This window comes from Paenibacillus sp. BIHB 4019, assembly GCF_002741035.1.
Classification (GTDB): domain Bacteria; phylum Bacillota; class Bacilli; order Paenibacillales; family Paenibacillaceae; genus Pristimantibacillus.
Genome location: NZ_CP016808.1, coordinates 4,083,518 through 4,104,835, shown reverse-complemented (window position 1 = coordinate 4,104,835; position 21,318 = coordinate 4,083,518). Strand labels below are relative to the sequence as shown.

The window sequence follows — 21,318 nt, the reverse complement described above, 5'->3', positions numbered from 1 at the left end:
TCACTAATTTATCATCCGCTCATCAAACCGTCAATGCCCCGGATAATAGGGTTTTTCTATTCTCTTATCTAAACATTCGATAGGTCTGCCTATGGGCAGCTGCTCCTATTGTTGCATTCGCTCGTTTTATGCCCGGCTGACGAAAGGCAGTGCTTTGACAAGCTTCACCAAGCTGTCGAAAAATGGGCTGCTCTCGCCGTTCAGCATAATCAGGTTCGTATCAAGCGACAAGCCCTCCACCTCCGGAATCGTAATCGGAAAAAGCTGTCCCGCCTGAACCTCGTCATAGGCAGACAAACTTGGCAGGAAGCAGATGCCCAGCTTTTGCAGCACGAGCCGCTTCGCGGTTTCCAAATTATCCGTATGGCAGGACATTTCCGGCGGTTCATTGAGCGACTCAAAAACCCGCTGCAGCCTTACCCAGTCAAGCGCCCCGCATTCAAAAAACACAAGCGGCTGGTTCCCTATCGCCCTCAGCGTAATTTGCTTCTCCTTCAGAAAGGGGTGGCCTTCGTACACATGCAGCCGAATCGCATCATCCAGCAGCTTAACCGAGCGCAAGCCGGGATGGGTCGTTTGGCGGACAAAGCCGATATCGACCTCTTTGTTCAGCACCTTCTCCACAATATCATCCGTCGGAGCAGTCACCGTCTTGAAGCGAATGCCGGGATGCTTCTCCTTCAGCGCTGGCAGCAGCCTCGGCACCAAATAGTTCGCCGTCGACACGGTACAGCCAATTCTCAGCTGGGCCGGCATCTCCTGCTTCTGATGCAGCTGCTTGCGCCCCTTTTCCAGCGTCTGCAAAATTTGCTGGGCATACGGCAGAAATCGCTTGCCTTCCTCGGTCAATTGAATTTGCTTGCCCATGCGGTCGAACAGCTTGCAATCAAGCTCGCGCTCCAGCGACTGAATTCTTGCCGTTACAGACGGCTGGGAAAGAAACAGGCTTTCCGCTGCCTTATTGAAGCTGCCGTAATAAATGACATAGACGAATGCTTCTATATTTTCGATATTCACCGGGAGAGCCTCCTCGTAAAATACAACTTAACCAACTTGTTAACTTGGAATTATATTGTGATAATGGTAATCCACATCTACCTAGGTGTCAATGGGCGAAGGAGAAAAAATAAATCAACTTAGCCACGGTGCACAAAAAAGCCCCACAGCCGAGCCATTATTAAATGGCCTGCCTATGGGGAACCGTTCTAGAACTATTGTTGCTTCAGCCTGTCATAATTATTGTACTCCACAATTCGCCAACACTCATACCGTTAGTCCAAAAGAGTGAAGATTTGAATGCTCTCCACCTTCTTATCAATTATATGAAAATTCATCACGTCCACATAATTAACCGGTGAATAGCGGTAATCATCCTCTTCATTGGACACCTCTCCTCCAATCAGGTTCCCTTCGGGATAGGCTTCTTGCAGCTTCTCGATACTGTCGCCGACTTTGATATTGCGGACCGTCGTATATTTAGAATCGGTTATTTTGATATTGAAAATTTTGAACTGCTTCCCTTCCCCCGAATCAATGGTTTTAATGACAACGCCTGGATAGGTGTACTGTTTCTCCGTGAATCCAATCAGGTTATCCATATTCGTGCCATCGTCCGCAGCATAGGTATGGGACTTGATCGCTGTGGCTTTACCCAGCATGCCTTCAAGCTTAGCATCGTCTACGATGTCAGAGAGAGCAATGGTAACGTCATTATACACAAAAGACAGCTCTTTCAGAACCACATTGCCTTCCTTCTTAATGGTGCCTTCCTTAATAACTTCCGAATTGGAGCCGGATGCTTCACTTGCTGCCGGAGAAGCTAGGTCTACGGTTGGCGTTGTCCCCGCGTGGTTCTCCTGGCATGCTGCCAATAGTGTCATTGCCAATACCGTTGTCAACGCGATGGTTGCTGATTTCTTCATTATTTTCAACATTATCCCTCCAAGAGTTATGGTCTACGTCTTATGCGGTTATTATAGGAAAACCATTTAGTATTGTTATAGCAGTCTTGTAACATTCTTGTAACTTCATCTTTCACAACGAAGGCAGAACGATGGACACGGTGGTGCCAACACTCGCTTTGCTCTCAATAATGATAGATCCGCCGAACTTTTCGGCAATTTCCTTGCAAATGGACAGTCCTAGCCCTGAACCTTTGGCCACATTGGAGTTTTCTGCCCGGTAGAATCTTTCCTGAACCCGTGCTATATCCTTCTTGGAAATTCCGATTCCCTGATCAGTGACTTGGATGACTGCTTCCTGCTGCCTGATAAAGGTCTCAACCCGGATATGAGTGTTGGCATTCGAATACTTGATGGCGTTATCGAGAATATTCGCAATGGCATGTGATAGCAATATCGTATTGGCATATACAAAAGCTGCTTTGGCCAGCTTAACTTCCACTGTAATTTGTTTCTGCTCCGCTCTGGTTCTCAGTTCGGCAACGACTCGCTCCGTCAGATCCGATATATTCATCTTCTCGGTACCTATCTCTTCGGGGCCAGCTTTGTCAAATTGGGCCAGCATTAACAACTCATTAATGAGCGCGGTGAGCCGATCCGATTCATTGACAAGATGGTAATAAATCTTCTGTAAATCTTTGTCCTCATTCTCTCCCTCATATAAATACTGGGAAAATCCCCGGATTGCGGCGAGCGGAGTTTTCAGCTCATGAGATACGTTCGAGACAAACTGCTTCTGATATTGAATATAATCGTTCAGTTGAACGCCCATCTGGTTCAATCCTGCCGCAAGCATGCCCAGCTCATCTTTTCTGTTTAGATGGACCTGCTCAAATTGCTGCTTGGAGAATCGTTCTGTAGCCTTCAGCAAATATTTAATCGGCCTGGTCGTTGTACGGGCAATGTATAGGCTGGATAACGTCATCAAAATCAGGAATCCGCCTGCGCCCATAAACAAAATAAAACGGATTCGATTCATAATATCGTAAAAATAAGAGAGGTCTTCCACAAACTCGAACACAAACACATTCTGGTAATATTTATCCTGAATCGGGATGGAGAAATAGAGCAATTTATCTTCAGTGACGGAATACGAATAATTTCCTTGCAGCGCACTTTCTATATTTTTCTTGAAAATGACAGGCGTCCCTTCGTTGACGATAATGCCATTCTCCGCGTGTCCCAGAAGATTCAACTGGCTGTCATAAATCCGCACTTCCTTGCCCGTAGCCTTTAACGTTTCCAGAGCCGTTCTGGATACGTCTGGGGTTTGCCCCTGAGCTGACGATTCTTCATCATACTTAGCCAGTATTTCCCGGAATGACAGTTCGCTCAAATCAGCCTTTTCCATCATTTGCTTCTCGATGGTTATGAAGCTATAGTAATCAATCGCTTTATCTACCGCTATAATGATGACGGCAAAGGATAATATAGAGAAAAATAAATAATTCAACAAGAGCCGGGTTGCATATTTCAGGCGGAATCACCGCCAAGCTGATAGCCAAATCCATAGACCGTCTTCACATATTTCGGATTTTCGGCATCGTCCTCCAGCTTTCTTCTGAGCCTCATGATCGTCATATCTACGCTGCGGCTGTCACCCAAATAATCGTATCCCCATACGATTTCCAGAAGCTCATCTCTTGTGTAAATTTTATTGGGCCTTCTCAATAATGTCTCTAGAATTTTGAATTCTTTGGCTGTCAGAGAAATCGGCTCTCCATTTTTCAGCACGACCCGGGTCTCCAAATTAAACGCCAGTTCTCCGTAATTGATTTGTTGCTCTTCATTCGGTTTGTTCCTATAGTTAGGCTCATATCGTCTTAGCACCACTTTAATACGGGCAATGAGTTCGCGGTTATCAAAGGGCTTCGTCATGTAATCCTCTGCTCCGAGCTCAAGCCCCAATACTTTATCAATGGTTTCATTTTTGGCCGATAACATAATAACGGGAACCACTTGCTTCTTCGTAATCTCTTTGCACAGATCATAACCGGAATAGTCCGGCAGCATTAAATCCAACAGCACCAAGTCCGGCTGGAACGCATCCAGCTCTTGAAGGCCAACCCGGCCATTCTCTGCGGTTTTCACCACAAAATTTTCCCGGAGAAGCACGAGCTCCACTAAGTCTCGAATAGCCGCCTCATCATCGATCACCAGAATTTTTCTCACTTGATCCCTCCTCCTGTAGAAACATTTAGGAAACAGTCCGGTTTATAATCGTTTAGCAAATCCATAATAACGCAGGCTGCTATTATAGAGTAGTTTAGAGAAAGGCGCAAAATTCATGAACAAGTGGAAGCTTTCTGTGGGTGCAAGAAAACGGACACCTCGCTGGTGTCCGTCAATGGAGTATACCATGATTGGATGAAAACGGAAGGCCCCTGAGCTTCAGGTCTATCCATCCTACTCCTCTGGGCTCATCGTCAGGCCGCTCTCATCCGAATCGGCCATATCCAGCAGTTCACTGGTGGTGACAAAACGATATCCTTCTGCAGCCAGTTCTTCCACCAGCACCCGAACCGCTTCTATGGTCTGGGAGCGGTCCCCGTACCCGTCATGGAACAGCAGGATACTGCCGGGCGCGACCACCTGCCGTGTATGCTCCAGAATATAATCGACGCCTGGATTGTCCCAGTCCTTGGCCGCTCCATTTACTGTGCCGATTGTCCGGTATCCGTACTCTGCAGCCAGAGACAGAATGTTGTCATTCACGCTAAAGAATGGCGGTCTAAAGCTACGTACCTCTTGCCTCGTGACCTTTCGGATAAGGACATCCGTTCGCTGCAGTTCCTCCTTGGCTTCCTCCAACGTCAGTTTGGTAAGGTGTGGATGGGAATAAGTATGGTTCCCGAGCTCGTGGCCCTCCCGATGCACAGCAGCCGCCATTTCTGGGTGTGCTTCCATCTCCTGGCCAATCATAAAAAAAGTTGCTCGCCCCCCCACACTGCGGAAAATATCAAGCAATTGGCTCGTATATACCGAATCCGGACCATCATCAAATGTGAAGGCCACTGCCTTTTCCCTTACAGAAATCTGATGTATCACTGATAATTTGACCATGAAATGACCGTCTCCTCTTCATAATTATAACTTGTCCACTCTCCATCATTTTGCCAGAAACAGAACGATCTTGCATCCTCATTAAGCCAAAATCTGATTCAGTTGTGGGTTTGACATATAGAGGCGATGCGTGGCGGCTCAAAACCGCAATTCGACGTTCACCGTATTCGCACACTGGATCATTTCGAAGGAGTTGAAAAAGTATCGTTAAGAATTACTTTAGCTTTCTTTAAGTTGTGGGAATCCAACTTTTTGAGCATCGCCATAATTTCGTTCATTTCCTCGGTATCTGATAAAGTACGAAGGGACTTGTCATTGTCTGTCTCTTCGTTAGTGCGCGCAGCTCTCTGACTTGGTGCGATTGATTCCTCTTTTGTCTCCGGATAAACCCATGATGTATGCAACGTTTCGCTAAGGGCATTGACGAGAAAGCTTAATTCGTCTTCGTTATACTGTTGCAGGAAACGATTGACTCCAATATCGATTTGATGATGCAGAGCTTCATGCAGACGATAAATCTCTTTGCCCAGTGAAGTAGTACGGAACAGAATTTCTTTTTTGTTATCCGGAAGGTATTCAAAGAGGATGATTTGTTTATCCGCCAGTTTTCTCGTGATTTTAGAAATACTCCCTTTGGAATAGCCGAACTTCTTTGAAATCGTTATGCCGTTTACAGGCTCAAGCTGTCCAATCGCATCCAGCACATGCAGCATCATGACTGTCATTTCTTTTACCAATTCTGCAACAGCAGGATTTGGGCTATTTTGAATCAGCCACTGCTTCTCTTCATCATCCTCCGCTTGGTATCTAAGCTGTATGTCCTTCACAACTTCCAGCAATCCCTTGATTAACCGATCTTTATTTTTCACTCCCGAGTGATTGGTCATTCATTTTTCCTCCGATGTTTAGCTTAATATCAGTATACCAGTGGATAGTCCGAAATTAAAGTTTCCCGGAAACAATATTGACAAAGAGAGGAGCGGCATCTATTATTGTTTCATGGAAACCAAAATGGCAGTGGAGGAATATACATGAACGTTGACGTACTCATCGCCGGAGCCGGACCGACCGGCTCCACGCTAGCAGCAGACCTTCTGCGGCGCGGCCTTCGTGTCCGACTGGTAGATAAAGCACCGCATGCCTTCAAGGGCTCCCGTGCAAAGGGGGTTCAGCCGCGAACCCTTGAGGTGTTTGAAGACCTCGGTATTCTGGGCGAGGCTCTCGCGGAGGGCGGACCCTACCCGCTCGCGGGTCTCCATTTCGGACCCATCACTGTGCCGTAGCGAATGCAGCAGCAGAACAAACCAACGCCCAACGTACCGTATCCGAACATCCTGCTGCTGCAGCAGCACCGTACCGATGCCATCCTGCACCGCCTGCTCGACCGCCTAGGGCTAAGCATCGAGTTCGATACAGCGGTGGTGGGTTTCGAACAGGATTCCGATGGAGTGACGACGACTCTCTCAACGGGAGAGGAGGTCCGCAGCAGGTATCTGGTCGGGGCCGACGGCGGCTCGAGCTCGGTCCGCAAGGCCTCTGGTATTCGGTTCCTCGGAGAGACCGCCGACTCCGACCGTACGCTTATCATCGATTGTACGATCGACGGACTGTCACGCAACCGGTGGCATATGTGGCCACGCACGCACGGCAAGTTTGTCGGAGCCTGTCCGTTGCCCCGCTCCGACCAGTTTCAGGTCATGATCCGTCTGACACCAGATGAGACGCCTGACCTCGACGAAGCTGCCCTCGCCGCCCAGTTCCATAAGCTCACCGGTTTCCGGCTTCACAGCATCACCTGGACCTCCGTGTTCCGGCCCAACGTCCGGCTCGCCGAGCACTACCGGGCGGGCAATGTCTTCCTCGCAGGCGATGCCGCCCACGTCCACACTCCAGCTGGTGCGCAGGGCCTCAACACTGGTGTGCAGGACGCCTACAATCTTGGCTGGAAACTCGCTCAGGTCATCGCTGGTGCTCCCGACAGCCTCCTCGACAGCTACGAGTCCGAACGGCAGCCAGTCGCTGCACGCGTCCTCGGAAAGTCCAGCGATCTGTACTCCCGTCTTGACCAGCAACGCCTCTCGACCCTCAAGCGCGGAGACGAGGAGCGGCAGCTCGGACTTTCGTACCATCGCGGGCCGCTCGCCCCTGCCGACGCGCCAGCCACCAAAACCCTGCATGTGGGTGACCGGGCACCGGACGCGCCCTGCAACGGACCAGGCGGGATACGGCGTCTGTTCGATGTCTTCCATGGACCACACTTCACCATGCTGGCCTTCGGAGCGAACGCAACTAAAGTACTCCCCGAGCTGAGCTGGCCGAATGGCGGTGCCGATTTACACCGTTACTTCGTAAGTACTGAGCACGGAGTCGATCACAATGGCCTCAACGACATCGCCGGCAAGCTGACCAGCATCTACGGCATCACTGGCGACACGCTGCTGCTAATCCGGCCAGACGGTTATATCGGAAGCATCATCACAACCGACTGGATCTCAGCCTTCGACAACGTGACAAGGACAATTACTCAAACACTGTCAAGTATGGCCCAGTCGAAATAAGATTTATTGCAGGGGATTAACGAAGTACGCCCCTTTATGTCATATTCCGTCCTTTACCACGGATTTGGTTTGTCTGTGATAAAGTTCTCCGCCTTGTCTGTAACGGCAAGATTTAAAGCCATCCTTCGCGGGATGGCTCTTTTTTTAGAATATTGAACTTAACTATTTGTTGAATAACTAAACGACCCTACATTTCATATTAACGGATAGGCTTATATTCCCCATCAAAATTAAAACAATAACCGTTGTCTATACGGATATATCCGAAAATACAATGATCTCTATCCCTGTATAAAACACCAGAGCAGTTTTTATTGTCTAGGTTACCTTCTGCAACCCTAATTCTGTTGTCCTCACAAGCTATAACAATTCCAATATGATCGTGAGAGTGATCGCTTAAAAGCTTCTCGTAAATAACGATATCCCCGCGCTCTGGATTAAATCCATCTTGTTTATCACGATAGAAAAACCCCGTTTCTGGCAGTTGTGCCCAATCCAACCATGCGCCAACCCCGGCTAATCGATACATGCGATTCGGATAGCGAATTGGCAGTCTTATTCCCACCGCCATACAGCAGTAGTAAACGAATGCAGCGCACCAATTGCCTTCCAGCACTTTATAGATATCAGCGCCCGGCCAATACTTGCAAATTTCCCGGTAACGTTCATCTTCCGGAATGCCAATAATATTTTTCTCTGCAAAAATTTCCGAAAAATCTGCCAGCCTAAGACGTCTATCTTCCGCATTAATCTCTATCGTTTCCGTGTCGGCGTTAGCTTTCGCCCCTGCATACTCATCAGGAATCCCCAGTTCTATAAACACATTTTGCAATCTATGTATAACCGCCTTGGATGAAAAGTTACCTTAGAGCCGAATTAAATGATAAGATGGTTTAATTTCATTTAGATTAGACTATTCCAAAGTGTCCTTCTTACTACAAAATTCAGTTCATTCATTAACACTTTTTCTGCTCCATAGCTCTTCAAATAGATGGCAATTTTCTATTAAATAATCAAATTTACCTTCACCAACAACAGAACCATTCTCCACCACAATTATCTTGTCAACATCTTTGATGAAATTTAACCTGTGTGCAATAAATTACTTTTTTGTAGAATTATCCTGGCAAATGCTAGTTTCCCTTCAGATTGTACTCTTTTAAACTCACCATTAACTCGGCTTTCCGCTTTACCACTACTTATAGTGCGGTTCTCCACGCTGTCTGTAACGGCAAGTTTTTAGGCTGTACCTTGCGGGACAGCCGTTTTCATGCTTTATTTGACGAAAAATAATACGGTTCCAAAGTGATTCATAAACCTTTTATAATCGGTACCCTCCCGCAACACGATAATGGTCGGATACGAATTAGCTTTGCGTTGGATCAACCCCGCCAATAACCCCTTCTGTTCGGTACAATAGAATTTTCCTTGATGATACTCAATGATAAGAGGCGGGAGCTTGTCATGCTCGTCGGTTGCATTCGCAGGGGAGTTACCAATATCGAGCTCATCCCTTTGAATAAGACGCAATGGAAACTTTACGATGCCAAAATAAAGTCGATTTTCCACGACATTTTCTTTTTCAACCTTTGCGTTTTTAGAAAGCTGCCAGTAGCAGTACATCCACTCTTCAAGCATCCCGCCATTCGCATATTTCACAGCCGACTCAATAGTAGGTGAATACGCTGCGTAGTCATCCTGTTTCTTTGAGTAAAGAATTTTTTTAATCGAATCCAAAGACAAGAAGTATTCGTCAGCAAGCTCCGATACGGTACGGCCATGAGCATACTTGTTACGAATCATGCGATTTCTTCTCTGTAACTGCTCCCGGTATCCAGAGGCTGCACCCCAGGCTCTCTTTTCCTCTCCCGCGGGAATGTAAAGTAGCTTTCCCGAGGCGTACTTTTGAACCTCTCTCAATAGTTCCTCTGGAAGGATGTCACTGCCATTCTCATATTTCATGTCATCACCGTCTACAAACCATATATTCGATCTTTTAGTTCACTCATGGATTTCATCATAGATGTACACGATTCTGCATCGTCAATTGATGCGTGCCAACGCAAGCCATCTATCCCTTTATAATACGCCATACATAAAAATCTTTCCTTAAAGTCGGGTATAATGATATTCCTTTTTTTGCAATACGCCATGAGAAGCTCCGGTATTTGGAGGTAAGGCTTGTTTAAATCCATAATTGCAAAATCAATCAGGAAGTCTCCAATGCCGGAGTAGCTCCAATCGGGAAACCCCACCGTAGTTTTTCCATCCGTAATGATGTTGATTAAAAACGTAAAGTTATTCACTAAATAACGTCTGCCCTCGCAATAAGAAATTCGGGCCTCCATCTCCTTGTAGTACTGCTCAAAGAAATCCCGTTGCAAAACCGTCGTTCCGAACATTTCCCTCCAGTTATACCAATACCCTTCTTTGTCCTCAGTAAACGTGTTGATCAGAAAATCCCTGCAACTCTCATATTCCGGTGTGCCATCCTCGTTGAACCGCCCGTAGCCCTCTACTCCCGATATGACAGACGTATGAATTTCAAATAGACTGTCAAAAATCAGCTCGTGACATTCCCTGAATTGTTCGGGGCTTAATTGATCGGCAACGAATCCATTCGGGGTCATGTTGACCTTCTCGGATAGCATGGATCGCAAAAAATTGTCTTTACCCATCTTCTCATCTCCTTCACTTGATTCACAACTCACTGCCATCATGTGCGCACCTGATATGTAAAATCATAGCATTGGACAGATTTAGGGGATAGGGAATCTATGTCTTAAATCGACTTTACACAGGTCAAAAACTTGCCTTATTTGTGATACGGTTCAGCGTGCACGTTGGAGTGGCAAGTTTTGCACTGAATGAAAAAATGACGATTAGAATCCTGTTAAGCATTATTCCGGCTGAAGTGTGACCTGCCAGCTTCTATGGTCTGCGTGATATTAATACAAAATAGATGCCTGATTTTCGGCTACGGACGTCGTTAGCAAGCGTTATAATAAACTCGTCTAAAGCATGTAGGTGTAATCATGATCCATATGCGGAACGCAAAGTCGAATATTATAAAGCCCTTGTCGAGAAAAAATCCGAGTACGAAGGTGTCTTCTATGTGGGCATCACCTCAACCGGGGTATTCTGCCGGCCAACTTGTCCAGCCAGGAAACCAAAGTACGTTAACTGTGAATTCTACGAGACAGCGCAGCAGATGATAGCCTTATTCTTAAAGCATCGTGGCTGGACACGCTACACGGCCCTATGACGGCAATAGCGGACGATAATGAGCTGTATCTCCTGGAATTCGCAGAACGCCGGGGTTTGGAACGCGAGGTTGAAAGGTTACGGACAAGATTGAAAGCGGCGATTATACCAGGACATACGCCCCCATTCGGTCTATTGAGGGTGAACTAAGTCAATTTTTTGAGGGAACGTTAACTGAATTTAAGACGCCTCTTCATCTAATGGGATCGCCATTTCAGTAGAGCGTATTAACATCAGTGGCGAACTCGGCGGGTATGGCGGCGAAGCCGCTCGCAAAGAATGGCTGCTAAATCACGAGAAAATCGGAGGTCAAGAAAATGGAAAATCAACTTGAACATGCACGGAAGTTTCACGAATTGCACAGAAGCGGCAGCCCGCTAGTCCTCGTCAACGCCTGGGACGCCGGAAGCGCGCAAATCATTCAAGACGCGGGGGGCCAAGCTATTGCTACAGGCAGCTGGTCTGTAGCTGCTGCGCATGGATACGAAGATGGAGAGAAGCTTCCTTTCGACCTCGTTCTATCCAATCTTCAGCGGATTAGCAATAGCGTAAATCTGCCCATTACAATTGATATAGAAGGCGGTTATGGACCTTCTCCCGAGATTATCAAGAACAATGTGTTAAAAATCATCGAGTGCGGAGCCGTAGGAGTCAATCTTGAAGATCAGAAGATCCATGAACCGGGATTATACGCCATAGATGAGCAAGCCTTGCGTATCAGAGCTGTACGGGAAGCCGCTGAACATACGTCGATTCCCCTTTTTATTAATGCTCGAACCGATATCTTCTTAGAGAGCGCAGCACATGACCACGAGGAAGCTCACTTGGAAGCTGCCCTTCACAGGGCAGACGCCTATGCCAAAGCCGGCGCTCATGGAATTTTCGTGCCGGGGTTATGTAACGAGAAACTGATCGAGAAATTATGCCAGAAGGCTTCAATACCTGTTAACGTTATGATTTCCCCGGACTCCCCTTCAATCCAGAAACTGGCATCATTAGGCGTCGCTCGCATCAGCTACGGTCCGCATCCGTATTTAATATTGATGGATGCATTAAAACAAGCTACTGTGAGAGCCCTAGCATTACAGGAATTGTGAATAAGGCTTAGAATGTTACTATGAATCACTTCACACACTTTGGCACTATCTAATTGTTGCAGCCTCTCCATCGAAAAGATGGGCTGGCTTATCAAGGTCCGGTCACAAGTATCCTTCTCATCTCACAACCTCATTTTCGATTCCGCATTCCATAAGGAAACCGCAAAAAAACTTGCCCCTACTTAAGATAAGGTTCAGCGTAATATATGTAAACAAAAAACGGCACAGAATGTAACGAAACATTCCCGTGCCGTTTTAACGTCTCTATAGACTATTTAATAACGCCTTTTTTCAAAATAATATTCGCATACAGCGCCTGCTCGCCGGTTGCCACAATCGCATAAGCCTTCTTAGCCCGCTCATAGAAAGCGAAGCGTTCCACTTCCTCAGGCTTCTCCCGTACCGGCGTATGCTGCTCGATAATGAGCTGATACTGCTCCCAGATTGGCGTCTGGACGGTATCGCCAGGAACAACCTGCATGAGCGCCGCCGGACGCTCCACATATTGATCCAAGGGAAACAGCGGCAATACCGCTTCCAGCAGCTCGGGAATGCCGTGGCCGTCGGCCCGGACAACGCGCTGCGCGTGGCTCATGACGGGGAAATTGCCGTCGGCCAGCACGATTTCGTCGCTGTGTCCCATCTCCATTAATATTTTCAAAAGCTCCGGTGAAATCAATTTGGATATGCCATGCAGCACCTTAAACACTCCCTTGAGTAAGATTAAAATTAAGACTTCGCCTGCAAAGCGACTAACCGCAGGTAATCTTCGTAAGCCTGCTCCCACACTTGCTGCTCCGCTGGCGCTGGCTCATAGGTATCCACCTCGAACGATGCCGCCGACAGCTGCCGCGCCTCCTGCAAATCCGCACATTCCCCTTGGGCAATGAGCTGAACGAGCATATTGCCGATGGCGCTCGCTTCGACCGGACCTGCCCATACCGAGCGGCCAATGGCATTCGCCGTAAAACGGCAGAGCAGCTTGTTCTGTATACCGCCGCCAACCATGTGCAGACCCGAATAAGCCTCTCCGGTCAACTGCTCCATTTGCGCCAGCGCGTAACGGTATTTTAGCGCCAGACTTTCGAGAATGCATCTCGCTATTTCTCCCCGCGACTGCGGCACAAGCTGCCCCGTCTCCTCGCAATACTGCTGCACATTTCGAATCATGCCCGAAGGGCTGTAAAAACGCAGATCATCCGGATGGATCAGGCTGCGGAAAGGCTCCGCCTGCTCCGCTTCGGCCGCAAGCTGTGCGAATGTCAGCTCTTGCCCTAGCGCCTCCCATTCGCGGTGGCATTCCTGCAAAATCCATAGGCCCATAATGTTTTTGAGCAGCTGATAGGTTCCGCCGACTCCGCCCTCATTGGAAAAATCGAGCGCCAGCGCTTCTGGCGTCAGCAGCGGACGCATAAGCTCAGTGCCAAGCAGCGACCACGTGCCGCACACCAAATAGGCAAAAGCTTTCCCGCCTGCCGCTGGCACAGCAGCAACCGCTGATTCCGTATCATGCGTGCCTACGGCAATCGCTTCAATTGGCGGTACAGCCAGCTCTTCGCATACTTCCGCTGTTAGCGGCCCTATGCGCTGTCCCGGATGAATCGGCGCAAGAAACAGCTTCGCTGGAATGCCGAGCTGCTGCATAAGCGGCGCATTCCACTGCTGCCGCTCGGGATGAAACAGCTGCGTCGTAGTCGCCATCGTAAATTCGCATACCTTCTTGCCCGTCAAAAAATAAACGAGCAAATCCGGCGTCAGCAGCAGCGTCTCGGCGGCCGCCAGCTTCGGCGAGCCTGCCTTGCTCATCGCATACAGCTGATAAATCGTATTAAAGGGCATGAACTGGAGCCCGCCCTGCTGGTACTGCTCCTCGCGGCTCAGCAGCTGCTCCACCTCTTCGATCAAGCCTTCCGTCTGCGGGTCGCGGTAATGATAGGGATTGCCCAGCAGCTCGCCATGCGCATCCAGCAGGCCAAAGTCCACTCCCCATGTATCCACACCAAAGGTGGACGGCTGATAGCCCTGTTGGAACGCCTTGCGAATAGCAACCTTCATCTCCTGAAGCAGTCGCAAAATGTCCCAGTGCAGATGCCGCCCTATTTGCACCGCATAGTTGGGAAAACGATGAAGCTCGGTCACCTCAAGCTTGCGGCCGCCCTCTGCACTTGCAGCAAGCTTGCCGATCAGCGCCCTGCCGCTGCTTGCGCCCAGATCAAAGGCAAGGACCGTCGCCGCCGTTTTCGCTGCATTTGCCATTCCTGCATTCCTCCTCCTCCTAGCGGATTCAACGCAAATCTACTGCATTTTTTGCAGCAGCTGGATACGGTAGGCCTCGCTCTCCAGCGATGCGATTTCTTCAAATTCTTCCTTCGTCAGCACTTTTGGTTCCTTAATCGCTTTGGCGATCAGGAAAATTTTTGCGCTTTCTTCTACCACTTCCGTACGATAATAGGCTTCGCGCAGATTGCGCCCTGTCGTTACGAGTCCATGATTGCCCAGCAGAATCGAGCTGGCAGCATTCACTTTTTCAACTAGCGCATCTGCAAGCTTATCGGTAGTAGGCAGTACATACGGAATATATACCGTCTTGCCTACTAGCGCCGCCTGATCGGGGAACATAATCGGCAGCTCCTGCTCCACAAGTGTAAAGGCGATGCAATAAGGCGGGTGCGTATGCACGATCGCGCCGATGTTCGGATTCGCCCGGTAAGCATAAAGATGCATCAGGACCTCAGAAGACGGACGGAAGCCTGTATCCGTTACCGCTCCAGTCTCAATATCGACCTCTACCCACTGCTCCGGCTCAATTTCATCAAGGGCAAAACCGCTTGGGGACAAATACATTTTGCCCTCATGCTTCGCGCTAATGTTGCCGCCGGGGCCAACTACCAAACGGTTCGCGACCGTCTTTTTTGCGTATTTGCATAGTTCCTCTCTAATTTCCAAGCTGCTCATTTCTCTCTTCCTCCTCTGTCATATTGAACCCATGAAGCTGCCGCCCCAAAAAATTGGAACGGCAGCTTATAGATGACTCATTCAATTTTTCATTATTTATACAATGGCCCAAAGTTGTCGCAAGCGCGGTAATCTGCGCTTTCCGCATTGCTCGTGCCGAACAGGCCCCAAGCGCGCGGACGGAACAGCTTTTCTTCTGCCACATTGTGCATATTGACTGGAATACGCAGCATCGACGCAAGTGTAATTAAATCTGCGCCAATATGCCCGTAGCTGATAGAACCGTGATTCGCCCCCCATTGGTCCATCACTTCATAAACGCTGCGGAACGCGCCGCTGCCTGTCAAAATCGGAGCGAACCACGTCGTCGGCCAAGTCGGATCTGTCCGCTTGTCGAGTACATCATGAACGCCCTCTGGCAGATCAACCGAATAACCTTCGGCTATTTGCAGAACGGGGCCAATGCCCTTGACCAAATTAATCCGGGACATCGTCATCGGCATGCCCCCGCGTGTCAAATAGTCGGAGGAATAGCCGCCGCCGCGGAAATATTCAACCGATGCCGGACGCCACGACGTTGCCTTCAGGCAATCCGCCGCCTCCTGCTCGGAAATTTCCCAATGCGGCTTAAGCGCAGGCTTGCCAGCAAGCTGCTGCTCGCCCGTGCCGTCAAGCGTCGCCGAGCCGGAGTTGATCAGGTGCAAAATGCCGCCCGCTGCGTGCCCTTCCAGCTTATGCCCCGTTACGCGCTGCACCGAATCTGGACTCCAATACGTCCGCACATCGGCGAAAATTTGCGCCGTATTCGTCAGCAAATTGCCGAACAGCATCGCAACGCCGTTCAAGCTGTCATTTTCTGTTGCTACCATGTAAGGTGCGCGGATGCCGTTCCAGTCGAACGAGGAGTTAAGCAGCGTTTCCATGAAATCGCCGTTTGGAAAATGATCCGTCCATTGGCGCTGCCCCTGGAAGCCGGATACAATCGCATTGTGGCCCATCGCCTCTTCCCCGAAGCCTAGCTCCGCAAGACGCGGGTTGCCGACCATCAGGTCGCGGGCAATCATCGTCATTTTCACAACCGTTTCCCAATCCTTGTCCTTCTGCTCTCTGGAGGTTTGGATTTGCGCTGGGTTGTTGTCTGCGCCTTCCGGACAGTTTTCCTTCACCCATGCCAGCGCACGGGAAAATTCTTCGCCATCATAAATTTCCTCTTCGAAGCGGCGGACGAATTCCGACATATCCACATACTCGGTACGCATGCCCAAATATTCTTGGAAAAAAGCATCGTTTACGATCGAGCCCGCGATACCCATCGATACGGAGCCCATCGACAAGTATGATTTGCCGCGCATGTAAGCTACAACAAGTCCCGCTTTCGCGAAGCCCAGCAGCTTGCCCTTCACATCTTCAGGAATGCTCGTGTCGCCTGAGTCCTGTACTTCCTCGCCATAAATGCCGAAGGCTGGAAGGCCCTTCTGTGCATAGCCAGACAGTACAGCCGCCAAATATACGGCGCCTGGACGTTCGGTACCATTAAAGCCCCATACCGCTTTCGGAATGGAAGGGTCCATATCCATCGTCTCGGTGCCATAACACCAGCATGGCGTTACGGTGATGGACACGCCTACGCGCTCGCGGGAAAATTTGTCCGCGCAAGCTGCCGCTTCTGCTACACCGCCGATACAGCTGTCCGCAATGACGCATTCAACTGGCTCGCCGTTCGGATAACGCAAATGCTCGCCAATGAGCGCGGCTACCGATTTTGCCATATTCATTGTCTGTTCTTCGAGCGATTCGCGAACGCCTTTACGGCGTCCATCAATCGTAGGACGAATACCTATTTTAGGGAAACCGCTTTCAAAACGATGCTTTTCTTGTGTCACTATTATCCCTCCAATACGAGCGTAAACGGCTTTTGCCGTCTTCTGGCGGCAAAGCTTCCGTTTCGCGATGAAATATAAGAAATTACAAGAGTGAAGCTTATAATTCTTATATTCTAAAATAAAGTGCATAACCAGCTGTTTGAGTTAGTATAGAGTTACCGATAACTCTAATTTATCAAGCTTGAGGGTTGCTGTCAATGGCTCACTTTTGTAAGATGGTAAGATAACAAACGAGTGGGACGAAATAGATAAGGAGCAAGCCGCATGGTTACGATTTACGATATCGCTCAGCGATCTGGCGTTTCAGCAATGACCGTATCGCGAGTTATCAATAACACAGGCAGAATAAGCGACAAAACGCGGGCAAAGGTCAAGAAAGTGATGGAGGAAATGCACTATGTGCCAAACCAGATGGCAAGAAGTCTGGTGCTTCAGCATACCCGCCTGCTGTTTTTGCTTATTGCCGATATTACGAATCCGTTTTATACGACACTGTCACGTGGGGCAGAGGATGCCGCTACGAAAAATGGCTACAAGCTGTTGTTCGGCAACAGCGATGAAAATTTAGCTAAGGAATCGGATTATATCCATACGATTTTGACGACGCGGGTTGACGGCGTGATGATGGCGCCGACTGGCGACCCCTCCTTGTCCAATCTGGAGTCGCTGCTGCACCATCAGACTCCGTTCGTGCTGATTGACCGCGAAGTACCGGGCATCGAATGCGACATCGTCCTTGGGGACAGCAAGGAAGGCGCTCGCCAGCTCGTCGATCATCTTGTGGGGCTGGGGCATACGCGGATTATGATGGTCAACGGCTCGCTATCGAGCTCCAGCGCCCGCCTTCGCCTGCAAGGCTACAGAGAGGCGCTCCAGCTTAATGGGCTGGACTATGAGCCGGACTATTTATTCGAGACGAGCTTCGGCCCGCAAAATGATTTGTCCGCCATGAATGCCTGGATCGACAGCATCAACCCGCTTCCGACCGCCATCATTGCTGGAAACAACGTCATCGCCATAGAGCTGATTCGCCTGCTCCAACAGCGCGGACTGCGCATTCCAGACGATATTTCCATCGTATGCTTTGACGATTTTGGCCCCTACGCGGACATTAATCCGTTTATTACCGTTGTCGCCCAGCAAGCCTACCAGTTTGGCTATCTCGGCATGCAAATGCTCATTGACCGCATCCAGAACGGCAGCGCCTCCGGCCCGTGGCGGAAAGTCGTGCTGCCTGCGGAGCTCATCGCACGAAGCTCCGTCAAGCAGCTCAATTAGCACGGTTATTTGGCAGAAAATAACGGGGGAAATAGGCATCCTAATAGAAATAGCGGCGGCCCTGGACAGATCATTTAGTCCTCAGCCTCCGCTATTTTATTGAACAAGCTCTTAATTAGTAGTGAGAGTTAGATGGTCAACTATTTTTTGAGCGTCATATTTTACCCAGCCCAGAAGTGCCGATCCCCTTGAGGTTTGCCATGGCAAACCGACAAAATACAATCCCGCAACCGGGGATACACCTTCTTTATGCTTAATCTGGCCATGCGAATCGAATGCATCCTGAATGTCAATCCAATGGTCATCTCGCTTAAAACCAGTAGCCCAAATTACATTTTTCACCTCTATTTCGTTTCCATCCTCACATATTACACGGTTGCCAATCGCGTTCCTTACACGAGAAGCAACCTTTACTTTCCCCTTTTTCATCAGCTGCTTCAGTTCAAATCCATATACTTGCTCGGGCTGGTTTTTCAACCATTTGCCAATAGGGCTTTGCGTGCTTGCACGAAGAAACCCAAGTTTTTCAAAATACCAGAAAATGCTTCGATTCATAATATGCAAGGGCTTGAAAGAGATATCACGAGCAATGGATAAGTATACTGATCTGTCTTTATCCCCATTCTGAGCTAACTCAACTGCTATTTGAGCACCTGAATTCCCGCCTCCCACAACGATTGTGTTCCCCGGGCTCAACTGAACGGGGTTGATATATTCTGAGGAATGCAACTGAGTGATGCTCTCTGATAATAAGTTCGAAAAGGAGGGTACATTTTTCACTTGGAAGGGGCCTGTTCCCACGATAATGTTGCGAGCTTCAATAATTCCATCTGCTGTTTCCACTTTAAAGTTGCCATCTCTCCAAAGCCGTTTAACAAGACTATTCAGCTTGATCGGAAACGCCATATTTTCCGCATAGGCTTCAAGATAGTCTGCAATCTCATCCTTACTGGGCAGACCATTCTGATTTCCTTCTATAGGCTTGCCAGGCAATCCATCATACATGCGCGGTGTAAAGAGATGAAGCGAGTCATAGCGCCGCCGCCAAGAATCCCCGACTGATGCTGCTGCTTCCAAAATGAGAAAGCTTAAACCACTCTTTTTCAAAAAATATCCTGCAGACAACCCCGCTTGCCCTGCACCTATAATCAACACATCATACATATGTATCATCCTTCCATTAACTAGCATGAGCACCATTCTGTCTAAACTTAAATGATCAATCAAGCATATGTTTGATTGATTTATTATAATATGCTAAGCTAGCAACAATCAATTTTAATTTGAATAACGGAGAGGGTGCGGCATGAAAGATAGCTGTGAGATATATTGCTATGACGAGCCTAAAGTACATAAGGTACAGCATGCTCTAGAGCGGCAAAACATGGAGAGTATGGCCAAGCTGTTTAAAGCACTGGCCGATGAGACACGTTTAAAAATCGTATTTGCTTTATGCGAAGAAGACGAACTGTGCGTCTGTGATGTGGCAAATATCACCAAATCCTCGCTGGCAACTACATCGCATCATCTACGAACGCTAAAACAGCTTGGATTAGCTAACTATCGGAAGGAAGGAAAAATGGTGTTTTATACGTTGAAAGATGCTCACATACGCCAATTAGTCCAGATAGCGTCAGCACACAGCAAGGAGTAAATCGTGGATGCAACGGCAGGACGGAGAAAAAAAGGCCAACCGGCTATCCCCAGTTGGCTTAATATACGACACATATGGTTAGACTTCAGGTCTATTTAGTGTTTTTTCTTTTTTCACGATGGTCTGCTCATATCTTTCGATCTTATCATCCATGCGTTCAAGCACCTTATGCATATCTTCCATTCTTGCTCTAAGCAGCTTGCGCTGCTCGATTAGGAGTTCTTTTCTGGCCCCTTTCGTTTCATCACCCTGTTGAAACAGCCCAACGTACTCAATCAATACCTCAACAGGAAGTCCGACGCCCCGCATACACTTCACAAATTCAACCCACCGGCAATCTTCTTCGGTGTAGTCCCTGAGCCCGCTTTTATTGCGGTTCACTCGCGGAATAAGCCCAATTCGTTCATAGTAGCGAAGCGTATCCTGAGACAAATCATATTTTTCACTTACTTCTGCTATAAACATGCTCGTGTCACCACCACATTTAAAATAAAGAACGCCCAATGAAATGGTCCGGGCGCTCTTGTCCTATCTTCCTATTATACGGCGCCAATGACCGGATGAGGTACATAAGGCTCCTCCAGCGACGCAATTTCTTCAGGTGTCAAATTAATGGAGAGCGCAGCTGCGGCATCCTCGAGATGGGATATTTTCGAAGCGCCGACAATCGGGCCTGTTACCGGTTCCTTCTGCGCTACCCAGGCAAGTGCGATTTGAGCGCGGGGAACGCCACGCTTCTCAGCGATTGCTGCAACGCGCTCCACAATTACTCGATCCGTATCCGCAGTCGCATCGTATTTCGATTTCTGCACTTGATCGGTTTCGGAGCGATTCGTCGTTTCCGACCAATCACGCGTCAATCTTCCTGATGCCAGCGGACTGTAAGGAATAACACCGATTTTTTCTTCCTTGCAAAGCGGCAGCATCTCTCGTTCCTCTTCACGGTAGATGAGATTCATATGATTTTGCATCGACACAAATTTGGTCCATCCATTTTTCTCAGCTGTATACAGCGCCTTCTGGAACTGCCAAGCATACATAGCGGAAGCTCCAATGTATCTTGCTTTTCCAGCCTTCACGACATCATGCAAAGCTTCCATCGTTTCTTCAATAGGCGTATTATAATCCCAGCGATGGATTTGATAAAGGTCTACATAATCCGTTCCCAATCGCTTCAGGCTCTTGTCGATTTCACTCATGATAGCTTTCCGGGAAAGCCCCGCACCATTCGGCCCTTCATGCATGCGGAAATGCACCTTGGTTGCCAGCACAATTTCATCACGATTCGCATAATCCTTTAGAGCCCGTCCAACGATTTCCTCGCTTGTTCCATCTGCATACACATTTGCTGTATCAAAAAAATTAATACCCAGCTCCAGCGCTTTTTTTATAATAGGACGACTGTGCTCTTCATCAAGCACCCATGGATGAATCCACCGTTCTGCTACACCAAAGCTCATACAGCCAAGACAAAGCCGAGATACATCCAAGCCCGTATTACCAAGTTTCACATATTCCATTGATCGTTCCTCGCTTTCGGTTAAGTACAATTGCCTTCGAATGTAGTTTACCCTCTGGAGTTAACTCCAAGTCAAGCGATCAAAT

At 48.5% G+C, this 21,318-nt stretch carries 19 protein-coding genes and 2 pseudogenes; 5 read left to right on the top strand and 16 right to left on the bottom strand.

The genetic code is table 11. The features are described 5' to 3' along the window. Positions 1 to 126: 126 nt before the first annotated feature. The 6 genes from BBD42_RS17840 to BBD42_RS17815 form a co-directional block, all read right to left on the bottom strand. Entirely contained in the window at positions 127 to 1,017 is an 891-nt protein-coding gene (locus BBD42_RS17840; protein WP_099519250.1) for a LysR family transcriptional regulator, read from the bottom strand. Between the two features lie 254 nt (positions 1,018 to 1,271). Next, positions 1,272 to 1,934: a hypothetical protein gene (locus BBD42_RS17835; protein ID WP_216364849.1), complete on the bottom strand. Its 663-nt coding sequence runs from the start codon at positions 1,932 to 1,934 to the stop codon at positions 1,272 to 1,274. A 100-nt stretch (positions 1,935 to 2,034) separates the two neighbouring features. After that, entirely contained in the window at positions 2,035 to 3,417 is a 1,383-nt protein-coding gene (locus BBD42_RS17830; RefSeq protein ID WP_237163138.1) for a sensor histidine kinase, read from the bottom strand. A 17-nt stretch (positions 3,418 to 3,434) separates the two neighbouring features. Next, positions 3,435 to 4,133 (bottom strand): response regulator transcription factor, encoded by a 699-nt coding sequence (locus BBD42_RS17825; protein WP_099519249.1) that lies wholly within the window; start codon positions 4,131 to 4,133, stop codon positions 3,435 to 3,437. Between the two features lie 234 nt (positions 4,134 to 4,367). After that, positions 4,368 to 5,024: a polysaccharide deacetylase family protein gene (locus BBD42_RS17820; protein ID WP_099519248.1), complete on the bottom strand. Its 657-nt coding sequence runs from the start codon at positions 5,022 to 5,024 to the stop codon at positions 4,368 to 4,370. A 179-nt stretch (positions 5,025 to 5,203) separates the two neighbouring features. After that, on the bottom strand, positions 5,204 to 5,911 hold the full coding sequence (locus BBD42_RS17815) for a MarR family transcriptional regulator (protein ID WP_099519247.1): 708 nt from the start codon (positions 5,909 to 5,911) through the stop codon (positions 5,204 to 5,206). 144 nt (positions 5,912 to 6,055) lie between these two features. Here BBD42_RS17815 and BBD42_RS17810 point away from each other — a divergent pair. After that, positions 6,056 to 7,582 (top strand): annotated as a pseudogene (locus tag BBD42_RS17810) (FAD-dependent monooxygenase). A 199-nt stretch (positions 7,583 to 7,781) separates the two neighbouring features. Here the strand turns inward: BBD42_RS17810 and BBD42_RS17805 are convergent. From BBD42_RS17805 to BBD42_RS17795, 3 genes are all read right to left on the bottom strand, one after another. Beyond that, the gene (locus BBD42_RS17805) at positions 7,782 to 8,405 is read right to left on the bottom strand and encodes a CHAP domain-containing protein (protein ID WP_237163535.1); all 624 of its coding nucleotides are present in this window, start codon (positions 8,403 to 8,405) and stop codon (positions 7,782 to 7,784) included. A 452-nt stretch (positions 8,406 to 8,857) separates the two neighbouring features. Then, positions 8,858 to 9,544: a CD3324 family protein gene (locus tag BBD42_RS32890; RefSeq protein ID WP_481855883.1), complete on the bottom strand. Its 687-nt coding sequence runs from the start codon at positions 9,542 to 9,544 to the stop codon at positions 8,858 to 8,860. 11 nt (positions 9,545 to 9,555) lie between these two features. Then, positions 9,556 to 10,260 carry a hypothetical protein gene (locus BBD42_RS17795; protein WP_099519245.1) on the bottom strand — a complete coding sequence of 235 codons (705 nt, stop codon included), beginning with the start codon at positions 10,258 to 10,260 and terminating at the stop codon, positions 9,556 to 9,558. 326 nt (positions 10,261 to 10,586) lie between these two features. On the opposite strand from BBD42_RS17795, the pseudogene BBD42_RS17790 reads away from it, so the two are divergent. After that, positions 10,587 to 11,180, top strand: a pseudogene (locus BBD42_RS17790) (Ada metal-binding domain-containing protein). Beyond that, positions 11,164 to 11,943 (top strand): isocitrate lyase/PEP mutase family protein, encoded by a 780-nt coding sequence (locus tag BBD42_RS17785; protein ID WP_099519244.1) that lies wholly within the window; start codon positions 11,164 to 11,166, stop codon positions 11,941 to 11,943. Before BBD42_RS17790 ends, BBD42_RS17785 begins: the two are co-directional and overlap by 17 nt. 271 nt (positions 11,944 to 12,214) lie before the next feature. Here the strand turns inward: BBD42_RS17785 and fucU are convergent, their stop codons facing one another. The 4 genes from fucU to BBD42_RS17765 form a co-directional block, all read right to left on the bottom strand. Beyond that, a complete protein-coding gene (gene fucU / locus BBD42_RS17780) occupies positions 12,215 to 12,643 on the bottom strand; it encodes an L-fucose mutarotase (protein WP_099519243.1) in 429 nt (142 codons plus the stop codon). A 29-nt stretch (positions 12,644 to 12,672) separates the two neighbouring features. Then, positions 12,673 to 14,199 carry a rhamnulokinase gene (locus tag BBD42_RS17775; RefSeq protein WP_099519242.1) on the bottom strand — a complete coding sequence of 509 codons (1,527 nt, stop codon included), beginning with the start codon at positions 14,197 to 14,199 and terminating at the stop codon, positions 12,673 to 12,675. A 39-nt stretch (positions 14,200 to 14,238) separates the two neighbouring features. Continuing rightward, on the bottom strand, positions 14,239 to 14,898 hold the full coding sequence (locus BBD42_RS17770) for a class II aldolase/adducin family protein (RefSeq protein ID WP_046232992.1): 660 nt from the start codon (positions 14,896 to 14,898) through the stop codon (positions 14,239 to 14,241). Positions 14,899 to 14,990: 92 nt separating this feature from the next. Continuing rightward, positions 14,991 to 16,781 (bottom strand): L-fucose isomerase, encoded by a 1,791-nt coding sequence (locus tag BBD42_RS17765; RefSeq protein ID WP_237163137.1) that lies wholly within the window; start codon positions 16,779 to 16,781, stop codon positions 14,991 to 14,993. A gap of 264 nt (positions 16,782 to 17,045) precedes the next feature. Here BBD42_RS17765 and BBD42_RS17760 point away from each other — a divergent pair, with 264 nt between their 5' ends. Beyond that, entirely contained in the window at positions 17,046 to 18,059 is a 1,014-nt protein-coding gene (locus BBD42_RS17760) for a LacI family DNA-binding transcriptional regulator (protein WP_099519240.1), read from the top strand. Between the two features lie 111 nt (positions 18,060 to 18,170). Here BBD42_RS17760 and BBD42_RS17755 read toward each other — a convergent pair whose 3' ends face one another. Next, positions 18,171 to 19,223, bottom strand: coding sequence for a flavin-containing monooxygenase (locus tag BBD42_RS17755; RefSeq protein WP_172455537.1), 1,053 nt, complete (start codon positions 19,221 to 19,223; stop codon positions 18,171 to 18,173). A 142-nt stretch (positions 19,224 to 19,365) separates the two neighbouring features. Between BBD42_RS17755 and BBD42_RS17750 the strand changes: the two genes are divergently transcribed. Next, positions 19,366 to 19,713: an ArsR/SmtB family transcription factor gene (locus tag BBD42_RS17750; RefSeq protein ID WP_099519239.1), complete on the top strand. Its 348-nt coding sequence runs from the start codon at positions 19,366 to 19,368 to the stop codon at positions 19,711 to 19,713. Positions 19,714 to 19,791: 78 nt separating this feature from the next. Here the strand turns inward: BBD42_RS17750 and BBD42_RS17745 are convergent, their stop codons facing one another. Beyond that, complete coding sequence (locus tag BBD42_RS17745; protein ID WP_099519238.1) at positions 19,792 to 20,178, bottom strand: MerR family transcriptional regulator; 387 nt, start codon at positions 20,176 to 20,178, stop codon at positions 19,792 to 19,794. Positions 20,179 to 20,252: 74 nt separating this feature from the next. Next, on the bottom strand, positions 20,253 to 21,233 hold the full coding sequence (locus BBD42_RS17740; protein ID WP_099519237.1) for an aldo/keto reductase: 981 nt from the start codon (positions 21,231 to 21,233) through the stop codon (positions 20,253 to 20,255). Between the last annotated feature and the right edge of the window lie 85 nt (positions 21,234 to 21,318).

Excerpts from the sequence above, each read along its gene's own strand:
- BBD42_RS17835 (WP_216364849.1), bottom strand. The coding sequence starts at position 1,934 with ATGTTGAAAATAATGAAGAAATCAGCAACCATCGCGTTGACAACGGTA.
- BBD42_RS17820 (WP_099519248.1), bottom strand. The coding sequence starts at position 5,024 with ATGGTCAAATTATCAGTGATACATCAGATTTCTGTAAGGGAAAAGGCA.
- BBD42_RS17815 (WP_099519247.1), bottom strand. The coding sequence starts at position 5,911 with ATGACCAATCACTCGGGAGTGAAAAATAAAGATCGGTTAATCAAGGGA.
- BBD42_RS32890 (WP_481855883.1), bottom strand. The coding sequence starts at position 9,544 with ATGAAATATGAGAATGGCAGTGACATCCTTCCAGAGGAACTATTGAGA.
- BBD42_RS17795 (WP_099519245.1), bottom strand. The coding sequence starts at position 10,260 with ATGGGTAAAGACAATTTTTTGCGATCCATGCTATCCGAGAAGGTCAAC.
- BBD42_RS17785 (WP_099519244.1), top strand. The coding sequence starts at position 11,164 with ATGGAAAATCAACTTGAACATGCACGGAAGTTTCACGAATTGCACAGA.
- BBD42_RS17775 (WP_099519242.1), bottom strand. The coding sequence starts at position 14,199 with ATGGCAAATGCAGCGAAAACGGCGGCGACGGTCCTTGCCTTTGATCTG.
- BBD42_RS17770 (WP_046232992.1), bottom strand. The coding sequence starts at position 14,898 with ATGAGCAGCTTGGAAATTAGAGAGGAACTATGCAAATACGCAAAAAAG.
- BBD42_RS17760 (WP_099519240.1), top strand. The coding sequence starts at position 17,046 with ATGGTTACGATTTACGATATCGCTCAGCGATCTGGCGTTTCAGCAATG.
- BBD42_RS17755 (WP_172455537.1), bottom strand. The coding sequence starts at position 19,223 with ATGTATGATGTGTTGATTATAGGTGCAGGGCAAGCGGGGTTGTCTGCA.
- BBD42_RS17750 (WP_099519239.1), top strand. The coding sequence starts at position 19,366 with ATGAAAGATAGCTGTGAGATATATTGCTATGACGAGCCTAAAGTACAT.
- BBD42_RS17745 (WP_099519238.1), bottom strand. The coding sequence starts at position 20,178 with ATGTTTATAGCAGAAGTAAGTGAAAAATATGATTTGTCTCAGGATACG.
- BBD42_RS17740 (WP_099519237.1), bottom strand. The coding sequence starts at position 21,233 with ATGGAATATGTGAAACTTGGTAATACGGGCTTGGATGTATCTCGGCTT.